The organism is Pseudomonas sp. UBA5666 (genome assembly GCF_002420785.1).
Lineage (GTDB): Bacteria > Pseudomonadota > Gammaproteobacteria > Pseudomonadales > Pseudomonadaceae > Aquipseudomonas > Aquipseudomonas fulva.
This window is the reverse complement of the sequence record NZ_DIIQ01000044.1, coordinates 138,687-154,642: the sequence shown is the minus strand read 5'-3', so window position 1 is coordinate 154,642 and position 15,956 is coordinate 138,687. Positions and strand designations below refer to the sequence as shown.

Genomic DNA, 15,956 nt, shown 5'->3' with positions numbered 1-15,956 from the left:
ATCACTTCACGGGAGCAACTGATGGACACCGCACTCACTGATCAACAGCTGGCGGAGCAGGCCTGCCAGGATGGCCTGATCGCTGCTCGCTTGCCGGCCTGGCTCAAAAAGCTCGATAAGGCATTCATTGCCCAGGCAGGGCAAGCGCTGAACAGCAGCCTGAAATGCCGCCAGCGTCTGGCCGAGCGGTGGGGATTGATCGAAGGTATCGAGGCATTCGCCAAGCCCCTGCTGGAAAAATCCCTGAGCGCTCGTTTCGGTATCACCCAGGGCGTGGACCAGTTGTGGTTTCGCAATGCTTACGAGGTACCGCTCGCCACTTACTTCCCGATACGGGTGCCCTTGTACGAACGCCACTACTACCAGATACCGCTGCTTGAAGCCGTCTTGCGAAATTTTACCGCTGAACAGACGCAGCCCCAGGTCTTGCCGCCGATGGCTGGCGTGTTCGACGCGGCAGGTAACTCGGTGCCCAGGCTTAGCGCCGCTCGGTTTGCCCAGTTGACCCGGGAACTGGATCTGGGTGGGCTCTATCAACAACACTTGTCTGCCCATCTAGCGTCGGCCTCCATGCAAGCGTTACTAGGTGAGCTGAACCGGCACGAAATGGTGCTTGATGCATTCAAGGCCGATGCCCAGGGCGTGTTCGCTCCCGGCGAGCTCGAACTGTTGGTCGATTTGTGGCAAAGCGGCAGGCTGGGACGCCTGCACGGCGATCGAGTGCTTCCTAAAAGCTTGCAGATTATGGATTGTCCATTGCAGCAGATTCTGGTGCTGGATGTGCGGGACGAATCGTTGGCACCTTTCTACACTTCGAGCAAGCGTGTGCTGGTGTATATCCCGGGTGACCCGTTTGGAGCCTGGAGCACAGCCGATAATCTGGAACGCTTTGAACGCGCTGTGCTCAACGCACGCTTGCGCCAGCCTGCCTATCAGCAGTTTTTTGCGCGTTTCATTCGACGTCGTGATAGCCAACGATTCTTCAGCCAGCTCGCGTCGGCTTTCTATGAAGACATACCGATCTGGGCAACAGCTGACCTGTACCCGGTAGCAAGCGCCTTGTCGGAGCCTGTGTTCGAAACCCTCGCCCGCAGCCGCGTTGCACACGTAATGGACGATGCCGCAACGCTGGCGCCTCCGGTCAACGCGTTGGATCGGGCCATTGGGCGCGCGCATGAGAAACGCCTGGCAGTCGAGGGCTGGACGTTGCTGGGGCTGGCCAGTTTCTGGCTACCTGGGTTGGGCCTGGTATTGCTTGCCGTGACTGCCTGGGAGTTGATGAAGGAGGTGTATCACGGGGTAGACACTTGGCACGAAGGCGAGACGGAGCAGGCTATGGACCATATGACCCATGTGGCCGCTCAAGTTGCATTGATTGGAGTTACCGCGGGAGCGGGTTATGGTTTGGCCAAGGTGTGGAAACGCTCGACGTGGGTAGATGGTCTGGTCCAGTCCAACGTTGAGGATGGGGGCGCGCGCCTGTGGTCCGAGGACCTGGCGCCCTTTCGAAGCTCCCCGCCACCTGTTGAAGCGGTGGCAGATCATGAGGGGATCAGCCGCCAGGATAGCCGCGCATGGATCCGCATGGACGGCCACACCTACCCGGTGCAGCAACGCACGACGGACGAGCAGTGGCAACTGGTGCCGCGCGAGGGTGTAGGTCCTCTTTTACAGCACAACGGTGCAGGTGCGTGGCGGTTGTGGAGTGAGTCTCCCCTGGATTGGTCGACCAGCCATTACCTGTTCAGGCGCCTGGGCGAGCCGATGGCTGAACTCGACGACACGCGAATCGAGCAGGTCATGGCCATTCACGCGCTCGACGATGACCAGCTACGCGGTTTGCATTTTCGCGGCGCCGACCTCTTGCCAGCGCTGATCGATACCAGCCGCCGTGCGCATCTTGCTCAGCGTACCGAGAACCTGCTGATGCAGTTGCGCACTGGTGTTGTAATCGAAGATCAGAGGCTGCTTGCGCAGGTTGTGCAGCTGACCGGCGGCGAGGGCCTGTCTTCTTCGGATCTGGCGGCGCAGCTCGATGCACAACGGTACGAGGTCATGCAGCACCTGCTTGATCAGCAAATGTCTCCTTCCAGTCAGGATATCCAGGCTTTGCAGTGCGTATTCCCACGCTTGTACCCCAGTGCGGCACAGGCGCTGCTGGCCAATGCGAGCAGTGTCGACCTGCAACGTCTGCGTCGGACGGGTCGCGTGCCATTGCAACTGGCCGAAGCTGCCCGTGAGCGCAGCTCGCACATTCGTGTGCAGCGCGCCCTCGAAGGCCTGTACTTGCGGACGTCGCAGGATACGGACTTGGCCAAGCTGGTCCTGAAATTGCTCGACTATCGAGTTGGAGGCATCGGTAATGTGCGGTGGCGCCTGTTGAGTGCGCAGTTCAACGGCGTGCAACTGACCAGTGCCGGAGAAGGGGATGTCGAGCTACAGCTGTTCCATGACACCCAAGGCTTCAGCGTAAGAAACGCCTTTTCGCAGGAAATCTGCCCTCCCGGGGACCTGTTCGAGGTCATCGTGAATGCCTACGATCAGGCCCAACTGACAACCATGGGGCTGCATGCGCCTTTCGCCGAAAGTTTGCGCCAGGAAGTCGCTGCGCTTGCCCAGGTTCACCGGGCAGCGCTGCCTGAGCTCCTGGGCATCGCAACTCGCGGCCGCTGGCAATTGCCCACCCGCTTGGCCGACGGCCGCGTGGGTTACGTGCTCAGTGGACGTGGAGGGCGCAGGCCCAACCCCTATCTGCGAAGGCTGAGGTTCCTGTACCCCACCTACACCGATAATCAACTCGACGAGTGGCTGACTGATGCGCGTTCGGCAGCAGGAGGCATCGAGGCGCGGCTGCAGTGCCTGGAGGATCAGTACCGGACGCTCAACATGCATTTGCGTATGTGGGCCAGGCAAGGCTCAAGTCATGCCGAGCGTCAACGTCGCCGGACGCTGGGAAGAGCCTTGCGCAATTGCTGGCAGCACGTGCTCGATGAGGGCATGCACGGCGACAGTCTGATTCTTGCCTATCGTTGGGACATGATCGGCATTCACACCGAAAGTCTACCGGAGCTGCCGCCCCAGATACGGTTTGATCATGTGTATTCACTGTCGCTGCGCGACGCCAGCATCCGCTACCTGCCTGAAAGCTTTCTGGGTGCGTTTACCAGTGTCCGGTCGCTCGAGCTTCCCGATAACCAGATCTCTCGGGTACCCCAGGCGCTCTTGCAGATGGAACATCTGTGGACGCTGAACTTGGCGCACAACCAAGTGGTGCTGGACGCGGGGCAGGCAACCATTCTCGGTAGCTGCAGCCATTTGCGTTACCTGGACCTCTCACGCAACCCGTTGGGCAGGCCCTTTTCGGTGGGCGGGCTGACATGCCTGCACGAGTTGCGTATAGCAGGCGCCGGCCTGCGCAGCTTGCCTTACCAACTGCTCGAGAGCACTTCGCTGCGGGTGGTCGACTTGCGCGACAACCTGCTTACGGCGTTGCCTGAAGACTTCTATGAATCGCGCCTGTGGGTGGAGGGGGAGGTCCACCTGGGCGGTAATCCGCTGTCGGCTGTTGAGCGCGAACGGCTGGAGCAAGCGTTACTCACAGCGGCTACCCGCGCCCGTGATCGAGCGATGGTACTGGTGCGGCTGAACTGGATGGATGCGATCGGCCTGGCCCAGCGCACGGAACTGGGCACCTGCTGGGAACACCTGCAGGCCATGGAGGGCAGCGGCGAGTTCTTCGGTCTGCTCGAACGCCTGATGGAAACAGCGGATTTTCAGCACCGCACAGGCGCGCGCTATCTTGCCGGCCGAGTCCTGACATTGTTGGGGGCCATGCGTGATTCGAGCGACTTGAGGATGGCGATGTTCAGCGACGCTGAGCAACTGACCTGTCAGGACAGCGTGGCATTGCGTTTCAGCGATCTGGAAGTGCGCCTGCGGGTCTGGCAGGCCGAAGTCCAAGCGCAGCAAGGTGAACGAGAGCAGGTGCTGTTGCACCTAGGGCGGCAGCTGTGGCGTTTGGATGAAGTCGAGCGTGTGGCCATGGACGACGTGCGCTGGCGACAGGCCGATGGTGCTGATCCTGACGAGATCGAGGTGGTGTTGGCTTACCGCCTGGCGCTACGCGAGCGCCTTGACTTGCCCATTTTCACCAGCGGCATGTCATTCAGGGCGGTGGCCGGGGTCACCGAGACGCATATCGAAGGAGCAGCCAGGCGCGTGTTGCAAGCAGAAACCAGCGAGCAACTGGCCAACTCCCTGTTGGACAGGGAATTCTGGTGCAGTCACGTGCGCCGCTTGCATGCACAACGTTTCGACGAGATGAACGCACCTTTTCATGCACGGCTGGAGGCTGTGCAAGAGGCTGCTGATCTGAGCGAACAGCAGGTGTTACAGCAGACGGAAGAAATTTCGCAGCAACGCCAGGCGGCCGAACGGGCGCTTCTGCTGGACATCACGCGTCAGGCGCTGGACAGCGCGGCCGAGCCCCTTCAACCCTAGGAACAGGAGCGCCGTCGTGCCGGAGCAGGGTGAGCGTGTTGAGCTATGCTCGTAGGCATGCACGAGCCATGTAAGGCGCCACATGGCAGGGTGACACCTCCAGTTACTTTTGAGTTGCGCCTTGCCGGGTGGGTTGGTTTAGGCTCCTGCGTCGGATCTTTCTCCAAGGTCCGTAGTCTTTGTTTGATCGAGAGAATAAGGAGATGCGCATGCTTGTCCGGTCATTGACCCTCGCCGCCCTGCTCGCCGCCGTGAGCCCGGCTTTTGCGGCCGACAGTAGTGGGCCATTGGCCCAGGAGCTGGGCAAGGCAAGGCCATTGGTCATCATCGCTCCCAGCAGTGCCGACCCTACCCTCAGGGCCGTGACCAAGGCCATGGAGGATCCGGCTACGCAGGCTGCCTTCAAGGAGCGCAACGTCGTGCTGTACAGCGTCGCCCAGATGATGGGGAAACGGGACGACAAGAACCTGGAGCAGCAGACCACCATGGCACTGATCCGCGAGCTCAAGCTTGGTGCGAGCAAGGGGACCAAGGTCATCCTCGTTGGCAAGGACGGTGAGCGGCACATGCTCAAGGATGATGACACTGGGGAGGTCCTCGATCCCCAGGCCATCATCAAGGCGGTGGACGATCTACCTGCCAGTGAAAAAGCGGTCAAGGCTTCCGAGCCGGTTGCGACCGCAGTGCAGGAAAAGACCAAGGAAACCAAACCGGGCAAGGCCGCCAAGCCCACCTCACCGCCCAAGCCCTTGGAAGACTGAGCCTCTTGTCGAGCCCTCTCATGGAAGACCGGGTGCCATGCAGGGCTGCCAGCGCAGCCCTCACGGGTCAGGTCGTGGATTGTCCTGCGCTGCCAGTTTGGGCCAGGGATGGGTCATCATGCAGCGATATCCGCGAGGTTTCCGGCAACGCCAGCCCGCCTACTAGCGCTATCAAGGCAATGACGACCAGATAGAAAGCCGGCGCCAGACTGCTGCCTGTCTGCCCGATCAGCCAGGTCGCGACCAGTGGGGCGGTGCCGCCGAACAGGGTATAGGCAACGTTGTAGGTGATGGCCGACGCGGTATACCGTGTACGTGTCGGGAAACTTTCTGATAGCAGGGCCGCGGTTACCACGCCGCTGGACAACGCGCCTACCGCCAGCAGCACGACACCGAGCAAGGCGCCGAACATCGACCCCGAGCTGGCCAGCCAGTAGGCTGGGAACACGCACACCATCACCCACAAGCAGGTGAAGCCAATGGTCTTGCGCCGCCCGATCCGATCCGACACAGCGCCGGCAACCGGGCAGCCAGCGGCGGCGAACAACAGCGCGACAGTGGTCACCAGCAGCGACTGGGCGCGAGTCAGGTTGCCCACCAATTGCAGGTAGGTGGCGAAGTAGGTGGTGAACATGTAGAACGACAGTGCAGTGAGGGAGATGAACGCGCCCAGGTTGCGTATCGCTCGTCCATGGTGGCGCAGGGTCTGCTTGAGAGGCGAATGCTCGTGTTCCTTGCCCTGGGCCAGTGCGTCACGGAAGGCTGGCGTTTCCTCCATGCGCCAGCGCAGGTACAAACCGACCAAGCCCAGTGGTGCGGCGATCAGAAAGGGTACGCGCCAGCCCCAGGTGGCCATGGCTTCCGTGGTCAAGCTCGCTTCCAGGCCGTAGGCGATCACGGCAGCGCAGGCAAAGGCCGAGAACGTCGAGACCGGCACGAAGCTGCCATAGAACGCGCGCTTGTCGTTCGGTGCATGCTCCATCAGGTAAGCACAGGCCCCCGCATATTCACCGCCTGCCGAGAAACCTTGTAGACAGCGGGCGAGCGTCAAGAGCACGGGGGCTGCCAATCCGATGGTGGCATACGTGGGCAGTAGCCCGATGAGGGTGGTCGAGCCTGCCATCAGCAAGATAGTCAGCGACAGGATACGTTTGCGTCCCAGGCGGTCTCCCAGGGCGCCGAACACGATACCCCCCAGTGGGCGCAGGGCGAACGCCACCGCGAACACTGCGAAGGTCTTGAGCAGGGCGACGCTCGGGTCACCACTGGCGAAGAATTGGCTGGCGATGAGTGTTGCAAGAAAGCCGTAAACGGCGAAATCGAACCATTCGACGAAATTGCCGATGGCCGAAGCGGCGATCACCCTGCGCAGGGTGGCAGGGGATACCTCGTGAAGTGCGGACATGCGGGTGCTCTCCGATTTTCCATTGGCAGCCATGACGAGCGTGGTGCGGTCGAGCCGCGCCATCAGTAGTTATGGTTGTCAGTAGATCGGCCCCGCTTACGAGTCGCTTTGTCGAGGACGACCTTCGGATGCCAGAAACGACCGCGGCGAGCGGGGCTTTAGGCCACGACAACGCGATTGCGCCCACCTTGCTTGGCCAGATACAGCGCTCTGTCAGCCGCGGCCAACGTGCCGGCCGCATCGCCTGTGCCCTCCCAGTGCGCCACCCCAAGCGACACTGTCAGGGCGCCCACCGGCGCTACCGGGGTGTCCCCGATGGTCGCGCGCAGGCGCTCGGCCACACTGGCTGCCACAGCTAGATCCGCACCGGGCAAGAGCATCAGAAATTCCTCCCCGCCAGTACGGCACAGCAAGTCGCCTTCCCGGCAGCAACGGCGCATCGAATGGGCCAGTTGTCGCAACACGGCATCGCCGGTGTCGTGCCCGTGGCCGTCGTTGATCCGTTTGAAATGATCCACGTCCATGACGATGGCTGAAAAGCGCCGCCCTTCGGCCTCCAGCAACGACAGGCTGAATTCCAGCCCGCGGCGATTGATCAGCCCTGTCAGGGGGTCGGTCTGGGCTTCGCGGTTCAGGCGGCCAATGCGTTCGTGCAGCAGGTTCAGGCCGAACAACAACGCTCGCTTGAGCTCAGCCGCCTCGAAATACCACGCACGCACCCGATGCAAGTCTTCGGCCGTGTTGGCGCTGTCCATCATCCGTGCACTTGCGGCGAGCTGCCAGAGCGGCCGAGCGATGACCAATGCCAGCCACCAGAGCAGCAGGCTGCCGACCAGCGCCAGTGGCGCTGATGTACCTATCACATTGAGGACCAGGGTATTGAGCGGCGCCACGGTGCGTGACAGTGGTTGCTGGGCGACCACGCCCCAGCGGGCGCTGGGCACGGTGGCGAAGCCTGCGAGCATCTCGACGTTCTGGCTGTTGGTGAGCGCCACGGTGCCGCTGGGCAGTGTTGGCAACTGATCGATCAAGGCATTGCCCTGCACGACAGTACCGACGCGCTGGTTATCAGGGTGATAGAGCAGGCGTCGCTGGTGGTCGACTACATAGAGGTATGAGCCGTCCTTGTAGAAATGCTCGCCCAGCAGGCTGTTGAGGATATTGCGTTCGCGCAGGTAGAGGGTGCCCCCTACGTAGCCCAGGTAACGGCCTTGCTTGTCGATGATCGGCTGCGAAAGCGTGACCACCAGGTTGTTGGCGGCAGAGACGTACGGGGTCGAGACCAGCGCACGCCGCAGGTGCAGCGCTTCGTCGACGCCTGGGGAGCGCATGCGCCCGCCCACCAGGTGCCGTAGCGGCGCAGGGGAAACTGACAACAATGTGCCGTCGGCATCGATCACGAACGTGGAATTGAACGCCATGCTCTGCGCCAGCACGCGGTCTGTTTCAACCTGCAAGGCCACGGCGTCACTCAATTGTCGGCCTTGTACACCTGCGCTGAACTGCAGTTGCTGCAAGGCGTTACCGATGAATGTTTCGGTGATGGTGGCCAACTTGGTGGCGTACACCCGGTTCGCTTCCAGTGCGTGATTGATCAGCAACTGTCGCTGGACGCGGTAGCTGGCAAAATAGCTGGCGCACAGCATCACCAGTGCGGTGAGTGCGCAGAGCACCAGAATGAGCCTGCGCAGGTCCAGTCGCAATCCATGCTTGGTGTTAGGCAATCCTGACCTCGGAATCATCAAATGCGGCGAATGGCAAGGAATGCTCATTGGCAGTCGCGTAGCGCGAGTGTCACTCAGGGGGCGTTTTTTTCAAGCGCCTTGAGTTCAGCCTCCACGTCCTGCATGCGCTGTTCAGCCACCGCCTGTACCTTGGCATCTGCGGCGGTTTGCTGCATCAGTGCCGTGAGTTTTTCACTCAACCGCTTGCCTTGCGGTGTCTTTTCCAAGGCGCGGGCCTTGGCGGGGTCCTGCAAGGCGCCGACGATACTGGCGAATTCGGCATCGGTGAAGTTCTGTTCGCTGTACAAGCGGAACAGGTCCTGACGCTGGTCGTCAACCGTCAGGTGCCGACGCAGGACCTGTTCGATACGGGTCTGGCTCACGTCAGGGTGCTTGCCCGCAAGGAGCACGGCCATGCGCTGAATGTTGTGGTCATAAGCCTCCTGCAGCGGCAACTGGGCAACGATCTGTTCTTCTCGCGAGGGTTTCTGGTCGCACGCCGTGACCGCGGCGGTGAGCGCAAACATGAGCAGCAACTTCGGGAGGCGAGGCATGGCTTGGCCTGAATGGGCTGTGGGGTAGGGCGATTATACGGGTGCGCGCACGTCCGGGACGAGCGTTGCATTTGCCTTGCCGGGCTGGCTGCGGTAGAACCAGGCCTTTGACTGCAACGGTTGCCCCATGCCTGAACTTACCCTGCGCCCCGTGACCCCCGAAAGCCGTGACGAGGTCGTGGCCTTTGTCGAGGCCGCGCGCCGGGACTTGTTCCCGATGCTTGCCAAAGCGCCTTTACCTCCCGACCTTGCACAGTTTGATGATGTCTATCTGCAAGGCGCCGGCGCCTTCCTCGAAGCACGGGCGGGCGCAGGCCTAGTGGGCGTGATCGGCTACCTGCCCTATGACAACCGCTTTGCGCAGTTCGACTACGGTGACCAGCGTGTGGCCGAGGTCGTGCGCCTGTTCGTGTTGCCTGCCTATCGCCGGCTTGGCGTGGCGGCACGCTTGTTCGGGGCCTTGAAAGCACAGGCGGCAATCGATGAAATCGACCGTTTTTACCTGCACACCCACCCATTTCTGCCGGGCGCCGTCAGCTTCTGGGAGCGGCAGGGCTTCACCCTGCTAGACGTTGAGGACGACCCGATCTGGCAGACGACCCACATGGACCTGCGGCTGCGTTAGGCGCTCGGACATGTCCTACATTGACGCGGGTGTGATGGACCACGCGTTCATTTTCTTACAAGGCAGGTGATGGTTTGCTTCCTCGTGCACGGACTTTTCACAGCCGCAGAGGGAGAGTGACAATGCCGCACATGGCCCTGTACAAACTGAAACTGCTGGATGAATTCGAGGTTCGCACAGACGGTTGGTCGTTCGACGATTTCCAGAACCGCCTGATGGACATCTGGCGTGGCGCCACCCGCCAGGATGCCGCCTGCATCATCAATGCCGCGCACCGAGAGGGCAGGTGGCCCAGGACGGTCAGGCAATACCTGTTGAGTCGCATCAAGGTGGCCGGCCACGTCGAACCGGAGTTGGAAGCCACGTTCATCGAACTGTCTGGCTCGCTCACTGGCCAGGAGCGGGCGCAATGGTGCCGCACGGCGACCGATACCGTTCACTGACCGCTGACAGGGGCGCGCGGCGGCCTCGCTGTCGCCGCCCGTATTCAACATGCACTACCGTCGGCCTACTCGATGTTCACGATGTGGCGCGTGATACGCAGGCGCTCACGCGCTGCGAAAGCGCAATACCTGAGCGCCGTCCAGCGGGTCGGTGAGCACGTGTGCGTGAACGCCGAAGGTACTCAGCAAGCAATCGGGCGTGAGCACATCCAGCGGTTTGCCCAGTGCGACCAGTCGCCCCTTGTTCAATACCGCCACACGGTCACAGGTCAATGCCTGATTGAGGTCATGCAAGGCCACCAAGGTGGTGACCGGCAATGCCTGCACCTGCTGCAACAGGCCGAGTTGATGCTGGATGTCGAGGTGGTTGGTAGGCTCGTCCAGCAATAGCACCGCGGGGCGTTGCGCCAGCGCCCGGGCGATGTGAACGCGCTGGCGCTCACCACCGGACAACGACCCCCACAGGCGGCTGCGCAAATGCAGTGCATCCACATCAGTCAGCGCGTGTTCGACGATGGCCTTGTCGTCCTCACCGAACGGCGCCAAGGCCGATAACCAGGGGATACGGCCCAACGCCACAGCGTCGAAGACTCGAATGGCATCGAGCGTGTCCGCATGCTGCTCGACCAGTGCCAATGACCTTGCCACCGCTCGGCGAGGCAGGCGCGAGAGCGACTTGCCCAGCAGTTGCACGGTGCCAGTGGCCGGCTTGCGCAGGCCTGCCAGCACTTTGAGCAGCGACGACTTTCCCGAGCCGTTTGGCCCGACGATGGCCAGGGTCTCGCCGGCGTGCACCGTCAGGTCGATCCCGTCGAGCACTGGGCGGCCCCCCAGGTGCAGGCTGATGCCCTGGCAGCCCACTGGGGCGAGCTGCATGGGCGCCATGGCGGTCACGCGCGCCCCCTGCGGGCCACCAGGATAACTGCGAACACTGGCGCACCGATCAGGGCCGTGACCACCCCCACGGGGATGACCTGCCCGGCAATCAGCGTCCTCGACAGGATGTCCGCGGTGATCAAGAACAGCGCCCCGCCCAGGGCACTGGCCGGCAGCAGGCGGTCATGACCGGGCCCGAGCAGCAGGCGTAGCGCATGGGGTATGACCAGGCCCACGAAACCGATCGCGCCGACGATCGAGACCATGACGGCGGTCACCAGGGCTGCACAGCTGATCAGCAGCAGTTGAGTGCGCCGTACCGCAACCCCCAAGGAGGCTGCCGAGTCGGCGCCGAAGGTGAAAGCGTCCAGCGCTCGGCGTTGCCACAGGCAAACCAGAAGGCCCAATAGGGCAACTGGTACGGCCAGCCAGACCGAAGGCCAGCGCACGCCGCTGAGATTGCCCAGCAGCCAGAACAGAATGCCGCGGGCCTGTTCGGCCGTGGCCGACTTGGTAATAAGAAGCGCCGTCACGGCATTGAACAACTGTGAGCCGGCAACCCCCGCCAGGATGATGTGAGCGCCAATGCCGCCCGGGCTCGCGGCGCGCGCCAGTAGCAGCACCAGTGCTAAGGCGGCCAGGGCACCGATGAAAGCCCCGGCTGACATGCTCAGCGTCATGCTGCCCAGGCCCAGCAGCCCGACCAGCACTGCACCTGTTGAGGCGCCTGCCGACAGGCCCAGCAGATAGGGCTCGGCCAGCGGATTGCGCAGCAACGCCTGGAGGATCACGCCGCAGGTGGCCAGCCCTGCGCCGCAGGCCGCCGCGACAAGGCTGCGGGTCAGCCGGTAGTTCCACACGACACCGGCGTCGATGGGGTCGACCGGGTAGCCCGCCTGCCAAGCATGGTTGGCCAGTACCTGGCCGACCAGGCCCAATGACAGCGGGTTTTCACCGATTGAAGTGCCCGCCAACAGCGCGCCCAGCAGGGCCGCCAGTGCGGCGCAGGTCAGCCCCAGACGCTTGATCACTGCGCTGCGACGCCGGTGGAGAAGGCCGTGGCCAGCGTCTGCACGCCGCGGAACAAACGAATGCCCGCCTGCATCGCCTCGGCATCGAGCACGATGATACGCCCATGCTTGACGGCGTCCATGTGCTGCGTCACAGGGTCATTGCGCAGAAAATCGAGTTTTTTCTGGTAGTCGTCGGCCGGAAAACGGCGGCGGTCCATGCGTGCAATGATCAGCCAGGTCGGGTTGGCCTTGGCCAATGTCTCCCAGCTCACGGTTGGCCACTCCTCGGTGGAGCTCACCACGTTGCGCACGCCAAGGGCACGCAGCATGAAGTCCGCAACGCCCTGGCGGCCCGCCACGTACGGGTCGGTGGCCAGATCGGCGCTGGAGAACCAGAACAGCGCCGAGGTAGTGGACAGGTCAACGCCCGCCAGCTGCGCCTGGGCATGGGCCAGGCGGCCCTTGAGTTCGTCGTTGAGGGCGGCGCCACGAGCCTGCACATCGAAGACGCTGGCCAACTCACTGACACTCTTGTAGATGCTTTCGACCTGGAAGGCTTGCAGCCGCGTGCCGTCGGCGCCCACCCGGTTGTCCTTGCCTTCGCAATCCGACGGCAGCACATAGGTGGCGATGCCCAGCTCATTGAATTGCTCGCGCGTACCCACCGCACCTTGGTCCCCCACCATCCACTCGAACTGGGCCGTCACCAGCTGCGGGCGCTTGCCCACTACCGCCTCGAAGCTGGGCTCGTTGTCGGCAAGCCGAGGGACCTTGGCGTCCTGCGCCTGGTAATCGGGCAATACGTCATTGAACCAAAGCGATGACGCGGCCAGCCGGGGGGCCAAGCCCAGCGCGTACAGCATTTCGGTGCCTGCCTGGCCAATCGTCAACACGCGTTGGGGGGCTTGGGCGAACACCTGGGGTTTGCCGCAGTTGTCGACCGTCAGCGGATACGCGGTAGGTGCACCCTGAGCCAAGCCGGCAATGCCAAGGCCAGCGAGCAGGGTGGCGAAACGGGGCAGCATGCAGGACGATCTCCTGTTGGGCAGTTCCCGGTGGCTCGCGCAAGACGAACGCGGGATTCACTATTGATTTGAGCGGTGGAAACCGGGGGGCACGCATGGTAGACCATCGCGCCGCCGGGTGAAACGCTTTAAGGGGCTGATTTAGCGCCTAGAAATACTTCAGCCACGCCAAGTCACGCCTGCGCGCCTTCAACCGGGCGAACCAGCGCACAGGTGGGTAGAGCATCAGCGGTAGCAGGGCCGACGTCAGCCAGACTGCGGCAATGGTCTCGAAACCGAAATAGGCGCCCTGGTTGGCGCCCCACACGCCCACTGCGCTCAGGTACAGCAGTTTGAGCACGTACAGGTGCAGGAGATAGAAAAACATCGGGGCTGCGCCAAACATCGCCAGCACTGCGATCCAGCGCGGGTGCCCGGCGCGCTCGAATGCGCGCAGCAACAGCAGCCCAACGCCCAAGGTCAACATCAGGAACAGCAGTGATGGAGGGTACTTGGTGATGTTGAAGAAACTCATCAGCGTCTGCGTCAGCGCAGGGTGAATGCTCCAGTGCGCTTCGCCATAGCCGTTGATCACGCGTAGCGCGACAAAGCCCAGGAGTGCGCCGCACCCAGCCTGTAGCAGGCGTCGTTGACGCAGTGCCGGCGTGCAGGCGCTGTGCAACCAAGGGCCCAGCCAGTAGCCAACGGCGATGACGCCGAGCCAGGGCAGTACCGGGTAGGATGTGCGCAGACGCAGTGTGGCGCTGATGTCGAGCCAGGTACGGTCATGCGCGATGGCCCACGGCACATGCCAAGGGGATGTGGCGTCGAAGTGTACGCCGTCAAGCAGGTTGTGCCCGGCGATGATGGCCAGCCCAACAGCGAGCAGACCAGCCCGGGGCAGCCATATCAAAGCTGACAGCGCCATCATGCTGATACCGATGGCCCAGATCACTTGCAGGTAGATCACAGTCGGCGGCACCTGGAATGTCCAGGCAACGTTCACTAGGGTGAGCTCCAGCACTACCAGAAACAGCCCGCGCTTGAACAGGAATAACGAGACTTCCCTGCGACTCTGCCGCTTTTCGCCATAAAGCCAGGCAGACAAGCCGGTAAGCAGCACGAAGACGGGCGCGCACAGGTGGGCGAGGGTGCGACTGACGAACAACGCCGGGTCGGTGGTTTCCACTGCCATCGGGTCACTGACCTGATGCTGCATGAAAAACGTTTCGCGGACGTGGTCCAGCAGCATGATCAGCATGACGAAACCGCGAAGGGCGTCGATGCTCTGCAGGCGTTGATGGGAGAGGGGCGTTGGCAGGATTGCAGGGGGCATGGACATCACGTATCAAAACGAAGATCGCAACGTTATCTTATAACTCATGCGCTGAGCAAGGCTGTCCTTGGCATGCGCACCTCGCTCGTATCGCCCAGGGCCGTTGCACGCATCCGGCCCTAACGCCCCTGCGCCTGTACTGGCTACCGACCCTTGCGACGCGCTACGCGCGCTTCGATGTTCTTGCGCCCAATGAGCAGCGCAGGCTTTTCCGTGACTGGCTCATCAGCCAGCCATTTGTACATGACAAGGCAATCCACCAACCCCAGATGCGCATGCCGATAGGCCTTGGGCAAGCGGCCGACGGTTTCGAAGCCCAGCTTGTGCCACAAGGCGATCGCCACCTCGTTGCTGGCAACCACCGAATTGAATTGCAGCGCCAGAAAGCCTTCCTGGCGAGCCAGCTTCTGTGAGTGCTCGCACATCAAGCGCGCCACGCCTCGGCCACGTGCCTGCTCGGTCACCATGTAGCCGCAATTACCCACATGGCTGCCTGGTCCGCCGGCATTGGCCTTGAGGTAGTAGGAGCCCAGGAGCTCGCCCTGGGCTTCGGCCACCAGTGTGTGCCGGGGCAGCTCGAGCCACAGATGCCGGGCCTGCTCAAAGGTCATGTCGGGGTCAAGGGCGTAGGTTTCCCGCGCCTGAACCACCGCCTGTAGCGTAGGCCAGAAGCGCTCGAAGTCGTCTGGCGTCATGGGGCGGATATTGATCATGTGCAGCCTCAGATGTAGATGAACACCAGCACCAACGCGGCGACCACTGCCCATTTCTCGAGGTAGTAACGCATGCGATTACGCTTCTTCAGCGCCTTGCCCCGTTCGCGGATGCGATAGATACGGGTGAACAGGCGATTGATGGCGCCGGTCTTGTCCCCCGCATCGTTGGGTGCAGCGGCAGCGGCCATGACGTTGCGGCTGAACCAGCGATTGAACGCCGTGGCCCAGCGGTACTTGAGGGGGCGCTCCACATCGCAGAACAGAATGATGCGATTGTGCTCGGTGGTGTTAGCCGCATAGTGGATGTAGGTTTCGTCGAACACCACGCCCTGGCCATCGCGCCACGAATATTTCTCGCCATCGACGTCGATGTAGCAGCCGTCGTCGTTGGGAGTGTCCAGGCCCAGGTGATAGCGGTAGGAGCCAGCATAGGGATCGCGGTGCCGAACCAGCTTGGCCCCAGGGGGCAGGGTGGCGAACATGGCGGCCTTGACGGTGCCGATGCCTTGCAGCAGTTGTGTGGTGCGTGGGCACAGGGTCATGGCCGACGGATGACTCTCGCCGTACCACTTGAGGTAAAACCGCTTCCAGCCGGTTTTGAAGAACGAGTTGAAGCCAACATCGTCGTAATTATCGGACTTCTTGATTTCACCCACCTGGAGTAAACGCTGGGCTTCCTCACGGATCTCCTGCCAGTGTTCCTGCAGCGGTTGTAGCTCGGGGAAGGCTTCAACCGGCAGGTAGGGCTTGGCTGGATGTTTCGAGAACAAGTAAAGGAAACTGTTGACCGGGGCCAGGAAACTGGAATGGTCACCCAGCTGGCGAGTCAGCTTGTGACGTACCCGACCGCGCAGGTGAACGTAGGCGATCGAGAAGACGAAGAGCAGAACGAGTGCAATTTTCATGGACGTTTACTTGTCGAAAAATGGCCATGCGCATGGCATAAGCCCGCCAGCATAAACAATCGTCGCAGCAGTTTGTACTGATTGTTACGAAACT

Annotated in this window: 13 protein-coding genes; 4 read left to right on the top strand and 9 right to left on the bottom strand. The window is 62.1% G+C overall.

What is annotated here, in order from left to right:
• The first annotated feature begins 21 nt into the window (after positions 1 to 21).
• Positions 22 to 4,500 carry an NEL-type E3 ubiquitin ligase domain-containing protein gene (locus B2Y33_RS19820; RefSeq protein WP_288633308.1) on the top strand — a complete coding sequence of 1,493 codons (4,479 nt, stop codon included), beginning with the start codon at positions 22 to 24 and terminating at the stop codon, positions 4,498 to 4,500.
• 209 nt (positions 4,501 to 4,709) lie between these two features.
• Positions 4,710 to 5,261, top strand: a complete 552-nt coding sequence (locus B2Y33_RS19815) for a DUF4174 domain-containing protein (protein ID WP_145279217.1) — start codon at positions 4,710 to 4,712, stop codon at positions 5,259 to 5,261.
• A gap of 67 nt (positions 5,262 to 5,328) precedes the next feature.
• Here B2Y33_RS19815 and B2Y33_RS19810 read toward each other — a convergent pair whose 3' ends face one another.
• From B2Y33_RS19810 to B2Y33_RS19800, 3 genes are all read right to left on the bottom strand, one after another.
• Positions 5,329 to 6,666 carry an MFS transporter gene (locus tag B2Y33_RS19810; RefSeq protein WP_145279215.1) on the bottom strand — a complete coding sequence of 446 codons (1,338 nt, stop codon included), beginning with the start codon at positions 6,664 to 6,666 and terminating at the stop codon, positions 5,329 to 5,331.
• Between the two features lie 158 nt (positions 6,667 to 6,824).
• A complete protein-coding gene (locus B2Y33_RS19805) occupies positions 6,825 to 8,390 on the bottom strand; it encodes a sensor domain-containing diguanylate cyclase (protein WP_027914660.1) in 1,566 nt (521 codons plus the stop codon).
• A 74-nt stretch (positions 8,391 to 8,464) separates the two neighbouring features.
• Entirely contained in the window at positions 8,465 to 8,944 is a 480-nt protein-coding gene (locus tag B2Y33_RS19800) for a hypothetical protein (RefSeq protein ID WP_206405295.1), read from the bottom strand.
• 127 nt (positions 8,945 to 9,071) lie between these two features.
• Here B2Y33_RS19800 and B2Y33_RS19795 point away from each other — a divergent pair, with 127 nt between their 5' ends.
• Entirely contained in the window at positions 9,072 to 9,569 is a 498-nt protein-coding gene (locus B2Y33_RS19795) for a GNAT family N-acetyltransferase (protein ID WP_110606813.1), read from the top strand.
• A 122-nt stretch (positions 9,570 to 9,691) separates the two neighbouring features.
• Positions 9,692 to 10,012, top strand: coding sequence for a hypothetical protein (locus B2Y33_RS19790; RefSeq protein ID WP_088522986.1), 321 nt, complete (start codon positions 9,692 to 9,694; stop codon positions 10,010 to 10,012).
• A gap of 105 nt (positions 10,013 to 10,117) precedes the next feature.
• Here the strand turns inward: B2Y33_RS19790 and B2Y33_RS19785 are convergent, their stop codons facing one another.
• The 6 genes from B2Y33_RS19785 to lpxO form a co-directional block, all read right to left on the bottom strand.
• Entirely contained in the window at positions 10,118 to 10,897 is a 780-nt protein-coding gene (locus B2Y33_RS19785; protein WP_206405368.1) for an ABC transporter ATP-binding protein, read from the bottom strand.
• A 5-nt stretch (positions 10,898 to 10,902) separates the two neighbouring features.
• Positions 10,903 to 11,919: a FecCD family ABC transporter permease gene (locus tag B2Y33_RS19780; protein WP_206405294.1), complete on the bottom strand. Its 1,017-nt coding sequence runs from the start codon at positions 11,917 to 11,919 to the stop codon at positions 10,903 to 10,905.
• On the bottom strand, positions 11,916 to 12,926 hold the full coding sequence (locus B2Y33_RS19775; protein WP_206405293.1) for an ABC transporter substrate-binding protein: 1,011 nt from the start codon (positions 12,924 to 12,926) through the stop codon (positions 11,916 to 11,918). The genes B2Y33_RS19780 and B2Y33_RS19775 overlap by 4 nt, the downstream gene beginning before the upstream one ends.
• A 148-nt stretch (positions 12,927 to 13,074) precedes the next feature.
• Entirely contained in the window at positions 13,075 to 14,241 is a 1,167-nt protein-coding gene (locus B2Y33_RS19770; protein ID WP_206405292.1) for a DUF1624 domain-containing protein, read from the bottom strand.
• A 143-nt stretch (positions 14,242 to 14,384) separates the two neighbouring features.
• A complete protein-coding gene (locus tag B2Y33_RS19765; RefSeq protein WP_027914667.1) occupies positions 14,385 to 14,954 on the bottom strand; it encodes a GNAT family N-acetyltransferase in 570 nt (189 codons plus the stop codon).
• A gap of 8 nt (positions 14,955 to 14,962) precedes the next feature.
• On the bottom strand, positions 14,963 to 15,862 hold the full coding sequence (gene lpxO, locus B2Y33_RS19760; RefSeq protein ID WP_027914668.1) for a lipid A hydroxylase LpxO: 900 nt from the start codon (positions 15,860 to 15,862) through the stop codon (positions 14,963 to 14,965).
• Between the last annotated feature and the right edge of the window lie 94 nt (positions 15,863 to 15,956).